The 17071-nt window shown below is 60.7% G+C and carries 20 protein-coding genes and 1 pseudogene; 18 read left to right on the top strand and 3 right to left on the bottom strand.

Features of this window, described 5'->3' with window-relative positions:
* Positions 1-113: 113 nt before the first annotated feature.
* The 15 genes and pseudogenes from AC1D06_RS28820 to AC1D06_RS28750 form a co-directional block, all read left to right on the top strand.
* Complete coding sequence (locus tag AC1D06_RS28820) at positions 114-446, top strand: Dabb family protein (protein WP_477989290.1); 333 nt, start codon at positions 114-116, stop codon at positions 444-446.
* Between the two features lie 21 nt (positions 447-467).
* Complete coding sequence (locus tag AC1D06_RS28815; RefSeq protein ID WP_477989289.1) at positions 468-2018, top strand: sugar ABC transporter ATP-binding protein; 1551 nt, start codon at positions 468-470, stop codon at positions 2016-2018.
* A gap of 107 nt (positions 2019-2125) precedes the next feature.
* Complete coding sequence (locus tag AC1D06_RS28810; RefSeq protein WP_477989288.1) at positions 2126-3025, top strand: ABC transporter permease; 900 nt, start codon at positions 2126-2128, stop codon at positions 3023-3025.
* Entirely contained in the window at positions 3022-4047 is a 1026-nt protein-coding gene (locus AC1D06_RS28805) for an ABC transporter permease (RefSeq protein WP_477989287.1), read from the top strand. The genes AC1D06_RS28810 and AC1D06_RS28805 overlap by 4 nt, the downstream gene beginning before the upstream one ends.
* Before the next feature lie 72 nt (positions 4048-4119).
* Positions 4120-5103: a sugar ABC transporter substrate-binding protein gene (locus tag AC1D06_RS28800; RefSeq protein WP_477989286.1), complete on the top strand. Its 984-nt coding sequence runs from the start codon at positions 4120-4122 to the stop codon at positions 5101-5103.
* Between the two features lie 91 nt (positions 5104-5194).
* The gene (locus AC1D06_RS28795) at positions 5195-5479 is read left to right on the top strand and encodes a YciI family protein (RefSeq protein ID WP_477989283.1); all 285 of its coding nucleotides are present in this window, start codon (positions 5195-5197) and stop codon (positions 5477-5479) included.
* A 49-nt stretch (positions 5480-5528) separates the two neighbouring features.
* On the top strand, positions 5529-6590 hold the full coding sequence (locus tag AC1D06_RS28790; protein ID WP_477989282.1) for a maleylacetate reductase: 1062 nt from the start codon (positions 5529-5531) through the stop codon (positions 6588-6590).
* Between the two features lie 29 nt (positions 6591-6619).
* On the top strand, positions 6620-7531 hold the full coding sequence (locus tag AC1D06_RS28785) for an intradiol ring-cleavage dioxygenase (protein ID WP_477989323.1): 912 nt from the start codon (positions 6620-6622) through the stop codon (positions 7529-7531).
* Between the two features lie 2 nt (positions 7532-7533).
* A complete protein-coding gene (locus AC1D06_RS28780; RefSeq protein ID WP_477989281.1) occupies positions 7534-8325 on the top strand; it encodes an SDR family NAD(P)-dependent oxidoreductase in 792 nt (263 codons plus the stop codon).
* A gap of 39 nt (positions 8326-8364) precedes the next feature.
* Positions 8365-9162 (top strand): SDR family NAD(P)-dependent oxidoreductase, encoded by a 798-nt coding sequence (locus AC1D06_RS28775; protein ID WP_477989280.1) that lies wholly within the window; start codon positions 8365-8367, stop codon positions 9160-9162.
* A 128-nt stretch (positions 9163-9290) separates the two neighbouring features.
* Positions 9291-10175, top strand: coding sequence for a sugar phosphate isomerase/epimerase family protein (locus AC1D06_RS28770; protein WP_477989279.1), 885 nt, complete (start codon positions 9291-9293; stop codon positions 10173-10175).
* A gap of 17 nt (positions 10176-10192) precedes the next feature.
* Complete coding sequence (locus AC1D06_RS28765) at positions 10193-11056, top strand: sugar phosphate isomerase/epimerase family protein (RefSeq protein WP_477989278.1); 864 nt, start codon at positions 10193-10195, stop codon at positions 11054-11056.
* Positions 11057-11232: 176 nt separating this feature from the next.
* A complete protein-coding gene (locus tag AC1D06_RS28760) occupies positions 11233-11955 on the top strand; it encodes an SDR family NAD(P)-dependent oxidoreductase (RefSeq protein ID WP_477989277.1) in 723 nt (240 codons plus the stop codon).
* A gap of 23 nt (positions 11956-11978) precedes the next feature.
* Positions 11979-12194, top strand: coding sequence for a hypothetical protein (locus tag AC1D06_RS28755; protein WP_477989276.1), 216 nt, complete (start codon positions 11979-11981; stop codon positions 12192-12194).
* Positions 12185-12430, top strand: a pseudogene (locus AC1D06_RS28750) (DUF4334 domain-containing protein); the annotation flags it as partial. The gene AC1D06_RS28755 and the pseudogene AC1D06_RS28750, both read left to right, overlap by 10 nt.
* A gap of 159 nt (positions 12431-12589) precedes the next feature.
* On the opposite strand, the gene ligD reads toward AC1D06_RS28750, so the two are convergent.
* Genes ligD through ku (AC1D06_RS28735) form a run of 3 tightly spaced genes read right to left on the bottom strand, consistent with a single transcriptional unit; the run spans position 12590 to position 15351 of the window.
* On the bottom strand, positions 12590-13633 hold the full coding sequence (ligD, locus tag AC1D06_RS28745; RefSeq protein WP_477989275.1) for a non-homologous end-joining DNA ligase: 1044 nt from the start codon (positions 13631-13633) through the stop codon (positions 12590-12592).
* Complete coding sequence (gene ku, locus AC1D06_RS28740; RefSeq protein ID WP_477989274.1) at positions 13630-14442, bottom strand: non-homologous end joining protein Ku; 813 nt, start codon at positions 14440-14442, stop codon at positions 13630-13632. The genes ligD and ku (AC1D06_RS28740) overlap by 4 nt, the downstream gene beginning before the upstream one ends.
* A gap of 15 nt (positions 14443-14457) precedes the next feature.
* Entirely contained in the window at positions 14458-15351 is an 894-nt protein-coding gene (gene ku / locus AC1D06_RS28735; RefSeq protein ID WP_477989273.1) for a non-homologous end joining protein Ku, read from the bottom strand.
* 200 nt (positions 15352-15551) lie between these two features.
* Here ku (AC1D06_RS28735) and AC1D06_RS28730 point away from each other — a divergent pair, with 200 nt between their 5' ends.
* The 3 genes from AC1D06_RS28730 to AC1D06_RS28720 all read left to right on the top strand — a co-directional run.
* A complete protein-coding gene (locus AC1D06_RS28730; RefSeq protein WP_477989271.1) occupies positions 15552-15728 on the top strand; it encodes a hypothetical protein in 177 nt (58 codons plus the stop codon).
* 6 nt (positions 15729-15734) lie between these two features.
* Positions 15735-16508 carry an exodeoxyribonuclease III gene (gene xth / locus AC1D06_RS28725; protein WP_477989269.1) on the top strand — a complete coding sequence of 258 codons (774 nt, stop codon included), beginning with the start codon at positions 15735-15737 and terminating at the stop codon, positions 16506-16508.
* A 109-nt stretch (positions 16509-16617) separates the two neighbouring features.
* On the top strand, positions 16618-17071 hold a 454-nt coding region (locus AC1D06_RS28720), incomplete at its 3' end, for an SOS response-associated peptidase family protein (protein ID WP_477989267.1).

Genomic DNA, 17071 nt, shown 5'->3' with positions numbered 1-17071 from the left:
CGCCTGCCCAAGCAGGCGCCGAGCGCCCCTGCAGTCGGGAAACGTGATTTCCCAAGACCTCAACCCAGCCGGTCCTCCGGCAGTCCGAAACTCAAAAATCAAGAAGTAGATCCATGATCAAGCATATCGTCATGTGGGACGTCCGTGGAGAAAGCGTCGAGGAAAAGCAGGCTGCTGCCCTCGACCTCAAATCCAAGTTCGAGAGTCTCCTGGGGGAAATCCCCGGTCTGGTGTTCCTTGAGGTCGGCATCGATTTCTCGCGCGTCGATTATGCCTGCGATGTCGTGCTTTATTCCGAGTTCAAGGACGAAGCCTCCCTGGAGGGGTACGCCACGCATCCCGCGCATCTGCGGGTCCGGGATTCCCTGAAAGACGTCCGGATCGCCCGACACCAGGTCGACTACTCCCCCCTCAAAAGCGCCGGCGCGCATTTAAGCGCCGACTGAGGACTGGAGGCGGAGGAACCGATGACCCAAATGATGACACAGTCCCAAGACCTCAAGCTCGCGCCGGTCCTGAACGTGCTAGGCCTCCGCAAAACCTACGGCGGCGTCGTCGCTCTGAAGAATGTCGACTTCGATCTGATGCCGGGCGAAATTCACGGGCTTTGCGGGGAAAACGGCGCTGGAAAATCGACGTTGGTCAAAATCCTGGGAGGCCTTGTCGCTCCGACGGAAGGAGAGATCACAGTCGATGGCGTCGCCCTCAAGGCGGGTCGGAGAACTGATCCCCGGCTGATCTCCATCGTCCATCAGGAGCTGTCGATCATTCCAGACCTCTCGGTGCTCGACAACGTTCTTATGGGCGACCAGTCGATCGGCGAGTTCCTCTTCCGGAGTCGCTACCGCGTCGCCATTCGTCGTCAACTTGACGATATCGGGCTCTCCCACGTCGATCTCGATCAACCCGCTCGCGAGCTTGGCCTCGCTGAGCAGCAACTGATCGAGATCGCACGGGGTGTGTCACGGGGAGCCCGCATCCTCATCCTCGATGAACCGACAGCGACTCTGTCCGACAGCGAGATACGCCGCGTGTTCACGGCCGTCAGATGGCTGCGGGACCAGGGCTCGACGATCGTGTTCATCAGCCACAGGCTTCCAGAGGTCTTCGAGCTCACCGACCGGGTCACCGTGTTCCGCAATGGCGAGCGCATCGTGACCAAGGCGACTGCCGCTTTCACCACGGACGAATTGGTGCAGTCCATGATCGGGCGCGAAGTCGCCAGCAGACATGCAATCGGGGAGACCCCTGCGGCCTCCTCGGGCGAGGTCCGGCTCGCCACCAAGTCCTTCTCGGTCGCGGGTCGGTTCGATCCCATCGATCTGGTTCTCGATAAGGGTGAGGTCCTGGCAGTCGTCGGTCAGTTGGGCTCCGGCGCTGACGCAGTCATCGAGGCGATAGCCGGGCTCCGGAAAACATATCTGGGAAAGATTGAAGTCGATGGCCGGCTCGTCGAAGTCCGCTCGGTGGCCGACGCGATGAACGCCCGCATTGCCTACGTCTCAGAGGACCGGGCGGGCAAGGGTGTGTTCCTCGACGCTCCAATAGAAATCAACATCACGTCCTCAATCCTAGACCGTGTGACGAAGCTCGGCTTCATCAGGACCGGACTGGCAAAGGCGAAGGCAAAGGAACTTGCGGGGCGATTCCAGATCGACATCAGGCGGCTTCCCCATGAAGTCTCCACCTTGAGCGGCGGCAACCAACAGAAGGTTTCCCTGGCCAAGGCAGTTGCTCTCGAACCGAAAATACTTGTGCTGAACGAACCCACTCGCGGCGTGGACATCGGCGCGCGCACCGAAATCTACAAGCAGCTCCGGGAGCTAGCGTCTTCGGGAATGTCGATCCTCTTCTTCACCACCGACATCGAAGAAGTCCACGAACTGGCCGACAGGGTGATCACGGTTTTCCGCGGAGCCATTGTGTCCGACCGGGCGACCGCCGGGGCGAGCATCGACGACGTGCTCACCGACATCCTCCATGGCCCTCGGGCTGAAGCGAACGAAGAACCGGCATGACTACGATGACGACTCCGCTCACCAATCCATCCAATGTAAACAAGACCGGCCCAGCAGCGGAATGGCTTCAAGTGCCGTTCCGGGCTGACCGGGTCCAGGCGACCACAGTGAAGCTGGTGACGGTCGCTCTTCTTCTTTGGGGTTGGGCGACCATTCCCAACTTCCTCTCGATGACGAACGTCAACGCCATGATGTTCTCAGTCGCCGCGGTTGGCGTCGCCGCCATCGGCATGGCCTTCGTCACAATGAGCGGCAATCTCTTCATGCTGTCGATGGGTGCCATCGCGGCGGTGTCCACCGTGATTTTTGCGTCGGTTCTCCATTTGGGTTTGTTCCCGACGCTCTTGATCGTTGTTTTGGTCGGCGCTGGCATCGGTCTTATCCAGGGTGTCGCCGTCGGCGTGACGGGCGCGAACCCGATCATCGCTACCATCGCGATCTCGTCGATCATCATGGGCGTCGGCGCATACTTTTCCGGCGGCCTGACGATCGTTGGCCAGGGCGACGCGTCCTGGCTCGGCATCGGTCGGTTCGTTGGCGTTCTACCCAACCAGGTGATGTTCTTCATCGTCCTCGCGGTGGCGGCCGAGGTCGTCGTGGAGCGCACCCGCTTTGGCAGGGAGCTCCGCCTCATCGGAATGAACAGGGACGCCGCCGCCATCGCGGGGCTGCGGATCGCGAGGACGCTGCTGATCGCTTTCCTGGTGGCGTCTGTCGCCGCGTCGCTTTCGGGTTCGATGTTCGCTTCGCAGGCGGCCCAAGGAAATCTCAAGCTCGGCGCAGGCCTGGATTTCGACGCCATTGCCGCGGTCTTGGTCGGCGGGGTGTCGATCAAGGGCGGCCGGGGCAAAATCCTGGACGCCGCATGGGGCGCGGTCTTCCTTTCAGTCGTCAGCAACATCCTATTGGTGAAGGGACTGCCGTTCGAAGTTCAACTCGCGGTGAAGGGCTTGGTCGTGATCGCGGCCGTGATCTTCGGCGCGCTCGTGGGAGGAAAATCCCGATGACAGTCGTCACAAACCCCCGGGATCGGATGCTGCGCCGTTTCGGCGGTGTCCCGCTGATCGGACGCGCGCTTCTTCTGATCGTCATCATGTTCGCGTTCGCCATCACGACGCCAACCTTCACAAGCCCCCAGAATCTCTACGCTCTGCTGCAATCTTTCGCGCTCCTCGGTCTCGTGACCTTGGGTCTGTCACTCACCATGATCGCCGGAGAGTTCGACCTGAGCGTCGGTTCGATGGTGGCGGTCGGCGGCCTCATCACCTTGAAGACGGGAGAATCCAGCGTTCTCGTAGGGGTCGGCTGTGCTGTCGCCTTCGGCGCGTTGGTCGGCCTGATCAACTCCGTGATCTTCACATGGCTCCGCATTTCATCGCTCGTCGTCACAGTGGGAACGATGATGGCGCTCGCCGGAATGGCATTTTGGATAGCCGACGGACGGGTCGTCAGCACCGATAACTTCGACGCGGGCGCGTTTCTCGACGATCCCTTCATGGCGGTGATGTCGGTTCGTAGCGTCATCACGTTCCTGGCCTTCGTTCTCGCCTTTGCTATCATGCGTCACACCCGCATCGGGCGCGACATAATCGCGACCGGCAGCAAGCGCCACGTCGCCACCGCCAGCGGCGCGCGTCTGGGCGTCTCCTTGGTGGTCGTGTTCTGCCTCTCCGGCGTCTGCGCCGCTCTGGCCGGCTCGCTCCTCTCGCTGAGCCTCGCGACCGCCTCCGCCCAGATGGGCGCGAACATCACACTCCAGGCGGCTTCAGCCGCGATCATCGGCGGTGTCGCCCTGGCGGGCGGCATTGGCGGACCGATCGGCGTCATGGTCGGGGTCTTCATTCTATGCGTCCTCAACAACGGCCTGAGCCTGCTCGGGTCCAATGCTTCCGGCATCCTGTTCACCAACGGCGTGGTGCTTCTGACCGTCGTGCTCCTGGACGGACGATTGGCACGGGAGTTGATCAACACATACCGGGCCGCGCGAGCGAGGCGTCATCCACATTCATCGATCGGTCCGGCGGCCTGACCGCCACGGCCTGAAGGAATCCGCTCCATCACCAGCGGCTAACAGGTGAAACTGCCCTACGGGAGGAATGACATGAAAAAGCTGATGTCGAAACTGTTTGCCGCGACCGTGTTGGCGACGATGGCCGCGCCGCTCCTTGGAGCCGTCGATGCGAACGCCGCCGCGAAAGGTTCCAAGATCATTCTTCTGACGGTCTCGGAAGAGTGCTCTTACTGCTCGCTTCACCAGACCGCATTCAAGGAGGAGGCCAAGAAGCTCGGTATCGAGGTGGAAGTGAAGATCAACAACTTCGACGCCGCCGAACAGGCCTCGCAAGTCGACCAGGCGATCGGCCAGAAGCCGGACGCAATCGTCCTGTGGCCCGCCGACGCGAGTGCCATCGTGCCCTCGCTCCGCAAGATCAAGAACGCGGGCATTCCCCTCGTCGTGACCAACTCCCTGCCGGACCAGAAGTATTCCGAATATTGGAATGTCTTTACGGGCCCGAACGACATCGGCAACGGCGAGTCCGCTGGCAAGGCGATGATCCAGGGATTTAAGGACAAGGGCTACGGCAGCAGCGACGAGGTGTTTGTCGTGTTCGGTGTTCCGGGCACGCCTCCCCAGATTCAGCGTCTCGACGGCTTCACCAAGGTCCTCGAGGGCGACGCGACCGGGATCAAGATTGCAGGTGCGCAACCGGGCAACTGGGACCAGACCAAGGCGACCGAGGCCGCTGCGGCTCTCTTCACTCAGTATGGCGACAAGATCAAGGGCGTCTATGCCCAAGCCGACAATATGCTCGCGGGCGTAATCGTCGCTGCGCAGCGCGCTGGCATGGACCCGACCAAGCTCGTGCTCGTCGGTTCGAACTGCAGCATCGAAGGCATCACCGCCATCGAGAACGGCACGCAGTACGCTAGCGTCCTCCAGTCGCCAATCGACGACGGTGTCTATGCCGCCCAGGCCGTCGCCGACGTACTTGATGGAAAGACGGTCGAGAAGACCCGCTTCCTGCCGCATGAGATTGTTACGAAGGACAACGTGAAAGATTGCTACCCGGCCAACGGAAAGTAATCGAAACGGACACGGTGGCGGCATTCAAGCCGCCCCCGCTCCCTCAAGATTGACGTTCGAGGGAATGCGAAAACGAAGAAGGGAAAAGACCATGCTCTTTGCGGTTCATTGCCTCGATTATGAAGACGGCCTCCCACGCCGCCTGGCGAACTACGACGCCCACAAGGCATACCTCTCCGCTGGCACGGTGAAGACCGTCATCTCCGGACCGCTCGTCGCCGACGACGGCGAGACCATGATCGGCTCGCTCTTCGTCTTCGAGGCCGAGCAGATCGACGACGTGATCGCGTTCAACAACAACGACCCGTTCGCCCATGCCAATGTCTGGCGGCAAGTGGACATCAACGCGTTCTTGAAGCGCGTCGACAATCGCTAGGAACGCAGGGGGTCCGGTCCGATGGAGGACCGGAATTCGAGGAACCGACATGCAGTCTTTCGTCTATAACGGCCAGCCGGCCAGAGTGATTTTCGGGTCGGGAACGCTGGCCCAGCTTCCGGCGGAAGTCGACCGCCTCGGGCTGAAGCGTGTCTTGGTCCTGGCGACGCCGCCGCAGGCCGGGGATGCGGAGAAACTCTCAGGGCTTCTCGGCACGAGCTCGGTCGGGGTCTATTCGCGCGCCACGATGCATACGCCCCTCGACGTGACGGAGGACGCGATGAGGGTCGTGGCCGACAAGAAGGTCGACGGTCTGATCGCGGTCGGCGGTGGATCGACGACTGGTTTGGCCAAGGCGATCGCGCTGCGGACCGACCTGCCTCAGATCGTTGCTCCGACCACTTACGCCGGGTCAGAAATGACACCGATCCTTGGCGAGACCAAGGACGGGCAGAAGGTCACGCAGAGCAGCCCGAAGATTCTTCCTGAGGTCGTCATCTACGACGTGGACCTCACGCTCACGCTGCCTGTCGGCATGTCGGGCACCAGCGGCATGAACGCGATCGCTCACGCGGTCGAGGCACTGTATGCGAAGGAGAGGAACCCGGTGGTCTCCCTGATGGCGCTGGAGGCGATCCGGGCCTTGGCGCGCTCGCTGCCGCTGATCCACGACGATCCGTCCGATCGCGAGGCGCGCGCAGACGCACTCTACGGAGCATGGCTTTGCGGCATCTGTTTGGGTGCGGTCGGTATGGCCCTCCATCACAAGCTCTGCCACACGCTGGGCGGCTCGTTCGATTTGCCACATGCGGAGACCCACACGGTGGTCCTGCCGCATGCGCTTGCCTACAACGCACCCGCCATCCCCGAAGTGATGGAAAAGCTCCGAGACGTGCTGGGTCATCGGGACCCCGCTGCGGCGCTTTTCGAACTCGCTGGACGGATCGGAGCACCGAGGTCCCTGCGAGAGATCGGCATGCCGGAACACGGTGTCGACGTGTCGACCGAACGCGCCCTGGCCAACCCGTACTGGAACCCCCAACCATTGGAGCGCGACGGCATCCGCGCGCTGATCGCCCGCGCCTATGCGGGCGACGCTCCGGCCATTTGATGGCGAGCAATTCGGGCCGAGGAGGATAGATAATGTCTGAGATGAGCAAAGCCGAAGGGTCGAAGCCAAAATATCCGTATTTCGCGGAGGAGACCTCGGTCGATGTCGTGAACGCGAGAATGGGTCCGGACGTCGATCCGCGCCTTCGCGAGGTCATGTCCGTCCTGGTGAAGCACCTCCACGCCGCGATCAAGGAAATCGAGCCCTCGCACGAGGAATGGCTTCAGGGCATCAAATTCCTCACCGAGGTCGGGCAGATGTGTTCGGATTGGCGTCAGGAGTTCATCCTGCTCTCCGACACTCTTGGCGTCTCGATGTTGGTCGATTCCATCAACCATCGTCGCCCCAACGGTGCGACGGAGAACACGATCCTGGGACCGTTCTATGTTCCTGCTGCGCCGCGTTACGCCAACGGGACCAACATTTGCCTGGACGGCAAGGGAGAGCCGATGGTCGTGCGCGGACATGTCGTCGACACCGATGGCAATTCGATCGCCGGCGCGCTCGTCGACGTCTGGCAGACCAACGATGACGGGTTCTATGACGTGCAGCAGAAGGACGTGCAGCCCGACTGGAACCTCCGCGGCGTTTTCACCACGGAAAGCGACGGCACTTACTGGTACCGGGCGGTCAAACCCCGTTACTACCCAATCCCAGACGATGGTCCGGTGGGCAAACTGCTGGGTCACCTTGGCAGGCATCCCAACCGAGCCGCGCATATCCACTTCATCGTGACCGCCCCCGGCTATGACCCGGTCATCACCCACATCTTCACGCCCGACTGCCAATACCTCGCCGAGGACTCAGTCTTCGGCGTGAAGGACTCGCTCATAGCAGACTTCGACAAGGTGACCGATCCCGCACGGGCCAACGAACTCGGCTTTGAAGGCTCGTTCTGGTCGGTCGACTGGGACTTCGTGCTCGCCGCCAAGGAGAAATGACGATGCCGCAACTCACCTTCGAACTTCCCGACACCGTCGTAGTGACCGGAGCGTCGTCTGGCCTTGGCCATGAACTTTGCAGCCTTCTCGTTGAGGCGGGAGTGGCCACGGTCGGCGTCGATATCGCCACCGCTCAGGACGACCTGGCCGCGCTCGCGGGGTATCACCATGTTGCTGGGGATGTCGCCGGAGAGGCGACCTGGGAGACGGTCGTCGCCGATCTGAGGTCTTCTGGCGCGAAGCGCATCGGCCTTGTGACATCTGCAGCCATCCTAGACGTCGGCACTATCTTGGAGGCCACACCTGCGATCATCTCCCGGGCGCTCAACGTGAACGTCGTGGGCACTGCCCTGGCGATCAAATCCCTGCTGCCGCTGATGATCAAGGCCCATGATGGGGCGATCGTGGCTGTCGCCAGCGTCAACGCCACTTTGGCGGAACAGCAACTTAGCATCTACAACGCCACGAAAGCAGCGGTGCGGCAGTTGGCCCGCACGGTCGCGGTCGACCACTCCCGAAGTGGCGTCCGCGTCAATGTTCTCAGCCCTGGGCCCATGTTGGCCGGCCTCTTCAAGCGCCACCTTGAATCCGCCACCGATAGCGACAAGTTTCTTGCGACCAGATCAGCGCGCCAGCCGGGCGGCCGCATTCTGGAGGCCCGAGAAGTCGCGCAGGCGGCGATGTTCCTGTTGTCGAGCGGCTCGACGGCAGTGTTGGGCGCTGACTTGGTCGCCGATGGCGGGCTGACCACGAGCTTTGATTTCCGAACCGGGGAGGAAGGCGCTTCGGTCTGACGCGCCCCCGATATTCAAACGATCCCAAGGGAGAGAGAAATGGAAACTGGACTGAAGGGTAAAATTGTCTTCATCACGGGTGCCGCCAACGGCATCGGTCGTGCGACCGCGGTGGCGTTCGCACGGGAAGGTGCGACGTTGGGCCTCGTGGACATCGACGAGAATGCCATGGCTGAGGCGAAGGCCGAAGTCGCCGCCGCGGGCGGAACGGCCTATACCGCAAAGGCAGACCTGTCCACGGGAGCCGGCGTATCGGCGGGCCTGGACGAATTACTCACGGCGACCGGCGGCGCGGTCGACGTGCTCGTGAACAATGTCGGTTCGGGTGCGATCCGCACCTTCGACCAGTTGACCGACGAGGAATGGGAAAAGACCTTCTCCCTTAATTTCATGAGCTATGTCAGGGCGACGCGGAAGCTGCTTCCGATCCTCCGCGAGCGGAAAGGGGTCATCGTCAACAACGCTTCCGATCTCGCCCGTCAGCCCGAACCCGTCCCGATCGACTACTCGGCGTCGAAGGCTGCCGTGCTCGCCTTGACCAAAGGCCTCGCACGTGCCGAGGGTAAGGCCGTGCGGGTCAACGCGGTCGCGCCGGGACCGATCTGGACTCCGTTCTGGACCAAGCCGGGCGGCTTCGCCGAGACGATGGGCGCGTTCCACAAGATGGAGCCGCAGGCGGCTGTCGAGCATGAGATGAAGCTGCGGCAGCTTCCGCTTGAACGTCTTGGGACGCCCGAAGAGGTCGCCAACGTGATTGTCTTCCTTGCGTCCGACCTCGCCAGCTTCGTCACGTCGTCGGTTTGGGGCGTGGACGGCGGCAGCATCCGCTCCATCTAGGCCCGCTCATTGTATATCCTTATGCTACAATGTTGATCTCTGGCGCGTGATTTATTGCGCCAGAGCTTCAGTGTAGAAAGGGTCATCTAAAACGCAGACGGCGCGATGTCGTCAGGAGAGTAATGGAAATGACTGGGAAAAACGGCATCGAGTTGCTGGCGGCGTTCTTCACACTCGGAGGCGACGTCTATCCGTTCGGTCCGACCGAAATCAGTCCGATCCCCTTCAAGGATCGCGTCGAGGCGGCCGCCAAGGTAGGCTACAAGGGCATGGGCCTTATCCACGCCGATGTCCAGGCGACGGCCGCCCAGATCGGCCTCAAGGAAATGAAGCGGATCGTCGATGACAACGACATCAAATACCTCGAGTACGAGTTTCTCTCCGGCTGGTATTTGGACGGCGAGCGCCGGGCGAAGTCGGACGTCATGCGGACGGAGATGCTCGAGGTGGCGCAGGGTCTCGGCGTCCGCAATCTCAAGATAGCTCCCGGCCTCGGAAGCGATCTGTATGCACCGACCGAAGCGGAAATGACGCCCGACGTCGACCGCATGTGCGAAGCGTTCGCCGGAGTCTGCCGAGACGCCGCCAAGTACGGCGTCAGGGTCGTCATGGAGATCATGCCCTTCTCCAATGTCCGGACGCTGGAAGTGGCACGCGCGATCGTGGAAGGTGCCGATCAGCCCAACGGTGGCTTGCTCATCGACATCTGGCACATGGCCCGCGGCGGCATTCCCTACAAGGACATCGAGAAGATTCCGTCCCGCTTCATCGGCTCTATCGAGCTGGACGACGCCGACGCCGATGTGAAAGGCCTCCTGTGGGAAGACACTATCTATCATCGCCGCCTACCGGGCGAAGGCGTGCTGAAGCCTAAGGAGTTCATCGAGGCCGTCCAGAATGCCGGCTACGAAGGTCCCTGGGGTGTCGAGATCATCAGCGAGACCTATCGCAAGCTGCCGCTCGCCGAGCAGGCGAAGTGTTCGTTCGAAACCACCATGGCCCAGTTCAAGTGACGTCCGAGGAAGACACGATGAAATACCCCACCGAAAAGCGGATGCTGTGGCTGTCCCAGGTCCGCAGCGTGCCCTATCGGAAGCGCGTCGAGCTCGCTGCGAAGAACGGCTTTGGCTGGCTCAGCACTTCTCCGATGGACTACAAAAACACCCGCGCAGGCGGCCTGTCGGATAAGGACATCCGTTCGATCGCCTCCGACAACGGCGTCAGGCTGAGCTACCTGGACCCGCTGACGAGCTGGGTCCCCGATGGCCTTACCCCCGGCGAAGACCCCGACATCAAGCCCTATCTCGACACGACGCCCGACGAGTTCTTCCGGATCGCCGAGGCCCTGCAGGTCGACCGCATCCACCTGATCGGGAGCTTTCCGGAGGGTCGTTACACCCTCGACGAACTGACCGGCCATTACGCGGCGATGTGCGACCGCGCCGCGGAGAACGGTCTCAAGTGCCTGATCGAAGCCATGCCACTCTGGGGTCTGAAGACCGTAGACGAGGTTTGGACGATCGTCCGAGACGCTGGCCGGAAGAACAGCGGCATCATCTTCGACACCTGGCACTATGTCCGCGGCGGGCGCAACGATGCGCTTCTCATGGAGATTCCGGTCGGAACGTTCGACACCGTCCAGATTGCCGACGGTCCCCTTGTCTGCCCGCCGGGTCGATCGATGAAACGCGACTGCCTTTCCTATCGGGTGCCGATCGGCCAGGGCGAAATCCCGAACCTCGAAATCCTGAAAATCCTCAAGGACGCCGGGCATATCGAAAGCGTCGGTCCCGAAATCTTCTCCGACGTGCTCGACAAGCTCGAGGGCGACGAAATCATGTCGCGCCTGATGCCGGGCTTCGAAGCCCTTCTCGAAGAACTCGACAAGGCATGAACCAAAGATCGTGACGGACCGTGTGACGCAGGACGCTGCAGCCACAGAAGATTTCGAGGAACTCACCAAGACGGGAAACGAGCATCCGAAGATACTCATCCGGATGGCCGATGTTTACTCGCCGACCAGACTTAGCGCTCCGGCGCTCCAAGGATACATCACTGAGGAGGAAAAGCATGGGTAGACTTCAAGGCAAAGTGGCGATCGTGACCGGAGCGGCTCAGGGCATCGGGCGCGCCGTCGCCGAACTGTTCGCGGCTGAGGGCGCGCAGGTTATCGCTGGAGACGTCAAGCAGCAGCCAGTAGCTCTCGCCGGCGTTGTAAACCAAGACTTGGATGTCTCCGACGAGACCAATTGGAAGGCCGTCGTCGACTTCACGCTCCAGGCTCACGGCCGGATCGACATCCTCGTAAACAACGCCGGGATCGTCCTCAATTATGGGAAGATACTCGACACCGGCCTCGCGGATTGGAATAAAGTGATCGGCGTCAATCTGACCGGATCGTTCCTGGGTATGCAGGCGGTGCTGCCCGCGATGCGCAAGGCCCGTTCGGGATCGATCATCAACTTCTCCTCGATCTGGGGGAATGTCGGTGTGCCTGGTGCCGCAGCCTACAACGCCGCGAAGGGCGGCGTCCGCAACATGACCAAGAACGCCGCCGTGTCTTATGCTCCCGACAACGTGCGCGTGAATTCCGTGCATCCCGGTCTCATTCGCACTCCGCTTGTCACGGCCCAGTCTGAGGAAATGAACAACGGCATCATCGGGAATACGCCTATGGGTCGGATGGGCACTCCGGAGGAAGTCGCTCAATGCTGCCTCTTCCTGGCGAGCGACGACTCCTCGTTCGTCACCGGCAGTGAGCTTGTTGTCGACGGCGGCTATCTCGCCCAGTAATTCACCGAACCCAAGGATACCGAATGGAAGGGATGAAGAGCCAGATCGAGCCGACGAACAAGCACGGCGGAAGCTGCAAGACCTATTTCATGGTCCTCAAGGAGTCGATGCGGGTCATGACCGAAGGGGCGTATTTAGAATATGTCTCCGAGTTCGAGATCGCCGCAGGCACTCATCTGAAGCCGCATCGGCACAACACCCATGAGTACTACATGCTCAAGTTTCCACTGGTAGGATGAATGTCGCGAAGAACCTGTTTTCGCATCTTCAGCGCGGGTTCCGGGCCAAAGGCCCCGTGGCGTCCCTGAAAACCATGTCATTTCACGGCGTGGCGAGTGCCGCGATGGTCTATGACGACCAGCCCATTGTCGATCACTTCCGCAGGATAGATGATCGCAGGATCATGGGAGCGATGACGACCCAGGGAGATGATCGCATTTACTTCTTCGAACTCGAACGGATTGATGAGCCGTGAGCGCTGATTGCTTGGGCAGGGCTTGAATTTCCCGGAGCCAGCTATCACCTATCGCCCACTACCCGTTTTGATGACCGCTTACCGAGCAGCTTGTCTGTCGCGTGCGGTTGTCCGGGTCTGACAGGGCGCTCCCCGCAAGGGTCGAGCGCCCTGCTCATTTTAGCTGGCGTGCCGTTCGCTCATGTCAAAGACGGCGGCATTATCCTGAACCTCGCGAAGGCCCTTGTAGGATGCGTGGCGCAGACTGCCGTCGTGGGTCCAGCCGCGGAAATCGATCTCGGCAATCAGCGTCGGCTGCGCGAATACCAGGTTCTTTCCTTTGAGCGGCACGACCGGCTGTTTTGTCTTGAGCTTGTCGAGCGTCTTGCGCAGGTACTCGGCATCCTTTGCGTTGAACCCGGTTCCGACCGACCCGACGTAAACCCAATCATTCCCGTTTCGGCCGGCAAGCAGCAAGCTGCCGAGGCCGCCGCGGGCCGACGCCGACTGCTCATAGCCGACTATCATGAAGCTCTCGCTCTGCACGCATTTGATCTTCAGCCAATCACCGGTGCGGCCCGATCGATAGGTGCTGTCGCGATGCTTGGCGATGATACCTTCCAGCCCGATGGTGCAGGCATGCTCCAGGAGCTTGGTGCCGTCGCCGCTGACCTCCTCGGACAGTTGGATCGCGCCGCCGGCGCCGGCGAGCAGATCTTCGAGCAGATGTCGTCTCACAGAGAGCTCCGTCCCCGTCAGATCGTGGCCGTCGAAATAGAGGAGGTCAAAGGCATAGAGGATGGATTCCGTCGATGTCCGCTTGCCGCCGCGTCCGCCCAGTGATCGCTGCAGAGCCCCGAAATCCGATCGGCCCTGCTCGTCGAGCACCACCGCCTCGCCATCCAGAATGGCTGTCCCGACACCCAGATTCTTGGCTGCGTCTGCGATTGCCGGAAACCGGTGCGTCCAGTCATGGCCGCCGCGCGTGATGATGCGAACCCCCTTCGGCTCGATATGGATCGCCAGCCGATAACCGTCCCACTTCACCTCATAGGCCCAGTCCGGACCGACCGGCGCTGTTGTCTTCAACAGCGCCAGGCATGGCTCGATACGATCAGGCATCGGATCGAACGGCAGGTTCGGCTGGGCTGGATCGCGCCGCCGGCGTGGCTGAGACTTGGCGACCTGGTCATCCTGGAGCAGCGGTTTGGCACGTCTGCTCATTTACCGGACCGGCTTTCCGCAGCGACCGACTTGCGCAAAGCATCCATGATGTTGACGACGTTGTTGGGTGTCGGTGACGAGGCGGGAGCCTTGGTCGTGCTCTTCGACGGCTTCTTGAGCGCCTTCTTTTTCGTATTGATGATGTCGAGAAGCCGATCCTGCACGGGGTCAATGACCAGCTTCGGCGTCCAGTCCTGGGTCTGCTTTTTGATCAGTTGCTGGATGAGCGGCATCATGTCGGAATCTGCCTTTTCATCGCCAATGCCCTCGAAATAGGTTTCTTCATCCCGGACCTCGTCACCATAGCGCAAAGTCCAGAGAACGATACCTTTGCCGCGTGGCTCGATCATGACGGCGCGTTCACGACGGGTGATGACCAGCTGAGAAATGCCGACCATGTTCTGCGATGCCATCGCATCGCGGATGACGGAGAAGGCCTCCTGACCGACCGGATCGTTGGGGGAGAGATAGTAGGGTGTATCGAGCCAGACCCATTCGATGCTGTCGCGCGGCGTGAAGGTCGAGATATCGATCGTCTTGGTGCTGTCTAGCGCGACATTCTCGAGCTCCTCGTCTTCCAGGATGATGTATTCGTCCTCACCGCGCTGATAGCCTTTGACTTCGTCCTCTTCCTTGACCTCTTTGCCGGTGACGGAATCGACGTAGTGGCTGACGACGCGGTTTTGAGTCTCGCGATTGAGAGTATGGAAACGGACCTTCTCGTTCTCGGAGGTCGCCGGCATCATCTGCACCGGACACGTGACCAGCGAGAGCTTGAGATAGCCTTTCCAATAGGGACGAACTGCCATGGCGAACTCCTTCGATCAGCCGGCCCGGCGCGTCGCCGCGGCGGCCTTGGGCTTTGCCACAGGCTTTGCAGCTTTCTGGCGAACGGCGCCCTTGTTGACGTTTGCAGCAGTGCGTTTGGGTTGGGCCTCGTTTGCACCGAGGCCAGCGCTTTCGCGCAGCGCCTGCAGAAGGTCGCTGGGTTTCGAGGCCACCGGTGCCTTCCTCTTCGGCAGCGAACGGCCCTCGATCTTGGCTTTCACGAGTTCGGCGACGGCAGCCTCATAGCGGTCGTCGAACGTGCTCGCGTCGAAACTACCCTTCTTGGTGCCGATGATGTGTTCGGCAAGTTCCAGCATTTCGCCTTCGATCTTGAGGTCGGGCATGTCCTCGAAGGCTTTCGCCGACGAGCGGACCTCATAATCGAAGTTGAGCGTGTTGGCGATAAGGCCTTTGCCGTGTGGGCGAATGAGAACGGTGCGCATGCGGCGGAAGAGAACCGTCCGGGCGATGGCTGCGACCTTTTCGTTTTTCATGCCATCGCGCAGAAGCACGAAGGCATCCGACCCCATCTTGTCCGGCGCCAGATAGTAGGGCTTGTCGAAGTAGGTCGTGTCGATCTGTGAGCAGGGGATATAGGCTTCGATGTTCAGCGTCTTGTTGCTCTCGGGCACGGCTGCGGCGACTTCATCCGGCTCCAGGACGATATACCTGCCGTTGTCGATCTCATAGCCCTTGACCTGGTCGTCGCGCTCGACAGGCCTGCCAGTCTCGCTATCGACAAACTCGCGTTTGACCCGGTTTCCTGTTTTCCGGTTGAGCGTGTTGAATGCGATCCGCTCCGACGAGGAAGCGGCCGTATAGAGCGCCACAGGGCAGGAGACCTCTCCGAACTTGATGAAGCCTTTCCAGTTCGCTCTTGGGCTAACCATGACCCCGATACTCCTGACGCAACCAATGCGATTCAACCGAATCAGCGGGCGAATCGTTCCGAGTCAAAATGAATCATTTTCAATGACTTAGCTGGCAGCGGCCGCTCGCATTGCGAGTCGCCGATTAGCGTCTTGATTCGCATGCATCTTTTGGCGTTCACGCGCGTTTCTAGGAGGAACAACCTCAAGGGAGTCCTGCCATGAACAAGCGTGAACTGATCGATACCGGTCCCGACAAACGCTATATCCGTCGCGATGAAGATGGCAAGTTCAAGGAAAGCGTCGATGTCTCGCGATCTCTGTCGGCCGATGCGCGTCACGATGCGAAGAATGACGCCCAGCCGGGCCAAGGTGGTAAAGGCGATCGCAAGCGCTAATGTCAGATGAAACTCGCCACCTACAATGTCAACGGCATCAACGGCCGTCTCGACGTGCTGCTGCGCTGGCTTGGTGAGGCGGCACCAGATGTCGTGTGCCTGCAGGAACTGAAAGCCCCCGACAACAAGTTTCCACGTCGAGAACTTGAGCGCGCCGGCTACGGCGCAATCTGGCATGGCCAGAAATCCTGGAATGGAGTGGCCATTCTAGCGCGTGAGCAGGATCCGCTCGAAACGCGGCGTGGCCTGCCCGGCGATCCGGATGACACGCACAGTCGCTACATCGAGGCGGCAATCGACGGCGTTATTATCGGTTGCCTCTATCTACCAAACGGTAATCCCGCGCCCGGACCGAAGTTCGACTACAAGCTTCGCTGGTTCGAACGGTTGCACGACTATGCCGCGGAACTGCTCGAACTAGACATTCCAGTCGCTCTCGTCGGCGACTTCAATGTGATGCCGACCGACCTCGATGTCTACAAACCTGAACGGTGGCGCGATGACGCGCTGTTCCGACCGGAAGTAAAGTCAGCCTATGCCGCACTCGTCGAGCAAGGCTGGACCGATGCGGTGCGGCACCTCCATCCGAATGAGCGGATCTACACATTCTGGAAGTATTTTCGAAATGCCTTTGCCCGTGACGCCGGATTGCGGATCGATCATTTTCTGTTGAGCCCTGGCCTGGCAAAGACGCTCAGGGCCGCCGGTGTTGACAAGTCAGTACGGGCGCTTCCGCACACGAGCGACCACGCCCCGGTTTGGATCGACCTCGACATCTGAGCTTGCTTCCGGACTCACATTTATTGAGCTTGGCGGAAACAGGCGGTTTGTTCTGGTAATGTTCTTATGATACGGTACGCCGCATGAGAAAGTAATGATGAGGTCAGCCATGTCGAGGCTTTTTGCAGTCGTCCGAACGGCCGGGGAGATCGCAACACATTTTGGCGTCGATGAGGCGGCGGCGATTACCGTGCCACCAGAGACCATCGAGGGTACCGCAGGGCTGGTCGTCTTTGAGAACGATGGGCGTCGGGTGCTCAAAGCGATGCCCTGGGGCTTCCCGCGGCATACGAAAGAGACGCGTCTGAATGGCGGGCCACCGAGTCGCATTGGTCTCGTCGCGGACCTCACCAACCCAATGTGGGAACGCCTCGTCGTCGAACCGCGCTACCGCTGTCTCATTCCTATCACCCACTTTGCAAATCCCGAAGGCGAGCCCGGGAAAAAGACGCGGGCCTGGTTTTCGGTCAAGGATGAACCGTTGATTGCCTGGGCGGGGTTTTGTCGCAACACGCCGGAGTTCGGGCCGGTGTTCGCTGGCATGACAATGGATACCAACAAGC

This window comes from Rhizobium sp. P2_G2 (assembly GCF_056403555.1).
The sequence above is the reverse complement of the archived record's forward strand: the minus strand, read 5'-3'. Positions and strand labels throughout refer to the sequence as shown.

Bases quoted from the DNA above. Each gene is read 5' to 3' on its own strand.
- AC1D06_RS28820 (WP_477989290.1), top strand. From the start codon at position 114: ATGATCAAGCATATCGTCATGTGGGACGTCCGTGGAGAAAGCGTCGAG.
- AC1D06_RS28815 (WP_477989289.1), top strand. From the start codon at position 468: ATGACCCAAATGATGACACAGTCCCAAGACCTCAAGCTCGCGCCGGTC.
- AC1D06_RS28805 (WP_477989287.1), top strand. From the start codon at position 3,022: ATGACAGTCGTCACAAACCCCCGGGATCGGATGCTGCGCCGTTTCGGC.
- AC1D06_RS28800 (WP_477989286.1), top strand. From the start codon at position 4,120: ATGAAAAAGCTGATGTCGAAACTGTTTGCCGCGACCGTGTTGGCGACG.
- AC1D06_RS28795 (WP_477989283.1), top strand. From the start codon at position 5,195: ATGCTCTTTGCGGTTCATTGCCTCGATTATGAAGACGGCCTCCCACGC.
- AC1D06_RS28790 (WP_477989282.1), top strand. From the start codon at position 5,529: ATGCAGTCTTTCGTCTATAACGGCCAGCCGGCCAGAGTGATTTTCGGG.
- AC1D06_RS28780 (WP_477989281.1), top strand. From the start codon at position 7,534: ATGCCGCAACTCACCTTCGAACTTCCCGACACCGTCGTAGTGACCGGA.
- AC1D06_RS28775 (WP_477989280.1), top strand. From the start codon at position 8,365: ATGGAAACTGGACTGAAGGGTAAAATTGTCTTCATCACGGGTGCCGCC.
- AC1D06_RS28770 (WP_477989279.1), top strand. From the start codon at position 9,291: ATGACTGGGAAAAACGGCATCGAGTTGCTGGCGGCGTTCTTCACACTC.
- AC1D06_RS28765 (WP_477989278.1), top strand. From the start codon at position 10,193: ATGAAATACCCCACCGAAAAGCGGATGCTGTGGCTGTCCCAGGTCCGC.
- AC1D06_RS28760 (WP_477989277.1), top strand. From the start codon at position 11,233: ATGGGTAGACTTCAAGGCAAAGTGGCGATCGTGACCGGAGCGGCTCAG.
- AC1D06_RS28755 (WP_477989276.1), top strand. From the start codon at position 11,979: ATGGAAGGGATGAAGAGCCAGATCGAGCCGACGAACAAGCACGGCGGA.
- ligD (WP_477989275.1), bottom strand. From the start codon at position 13,633: ATGAGCAGACGTGCCAAACCGCTGCTCCAGGATGACCAGGTCGCCAAG.
- ku (WP_477989274.1), bottom strand. From the start codon at position 14,442: ATGGCAGTTCGTCCCTATTGGAAAGGCTATCTCAAGCTCTCGCTGGTC.
- ku (WP_477989273.1), bottom strand. From the start codon at position 15,351: ATGGTTAGCCCAAGAGCGAACTGGAAAGGCTTCATCAAGTTCGGAGAG.
- AC1D06_RS28730 (WP_477989271.1), top strand. From the start codon at position 15,552: ATGAACAAGCGTGAACTGATCGATACCGGTCCCGACAAACGCTATATC.
- xth (WP_477989269.1), top strand. From the start codon at position 15,735: ATGAAACTCGCCACCTACAATGTCAACGGCATCAACGGCCGTCTCGAC.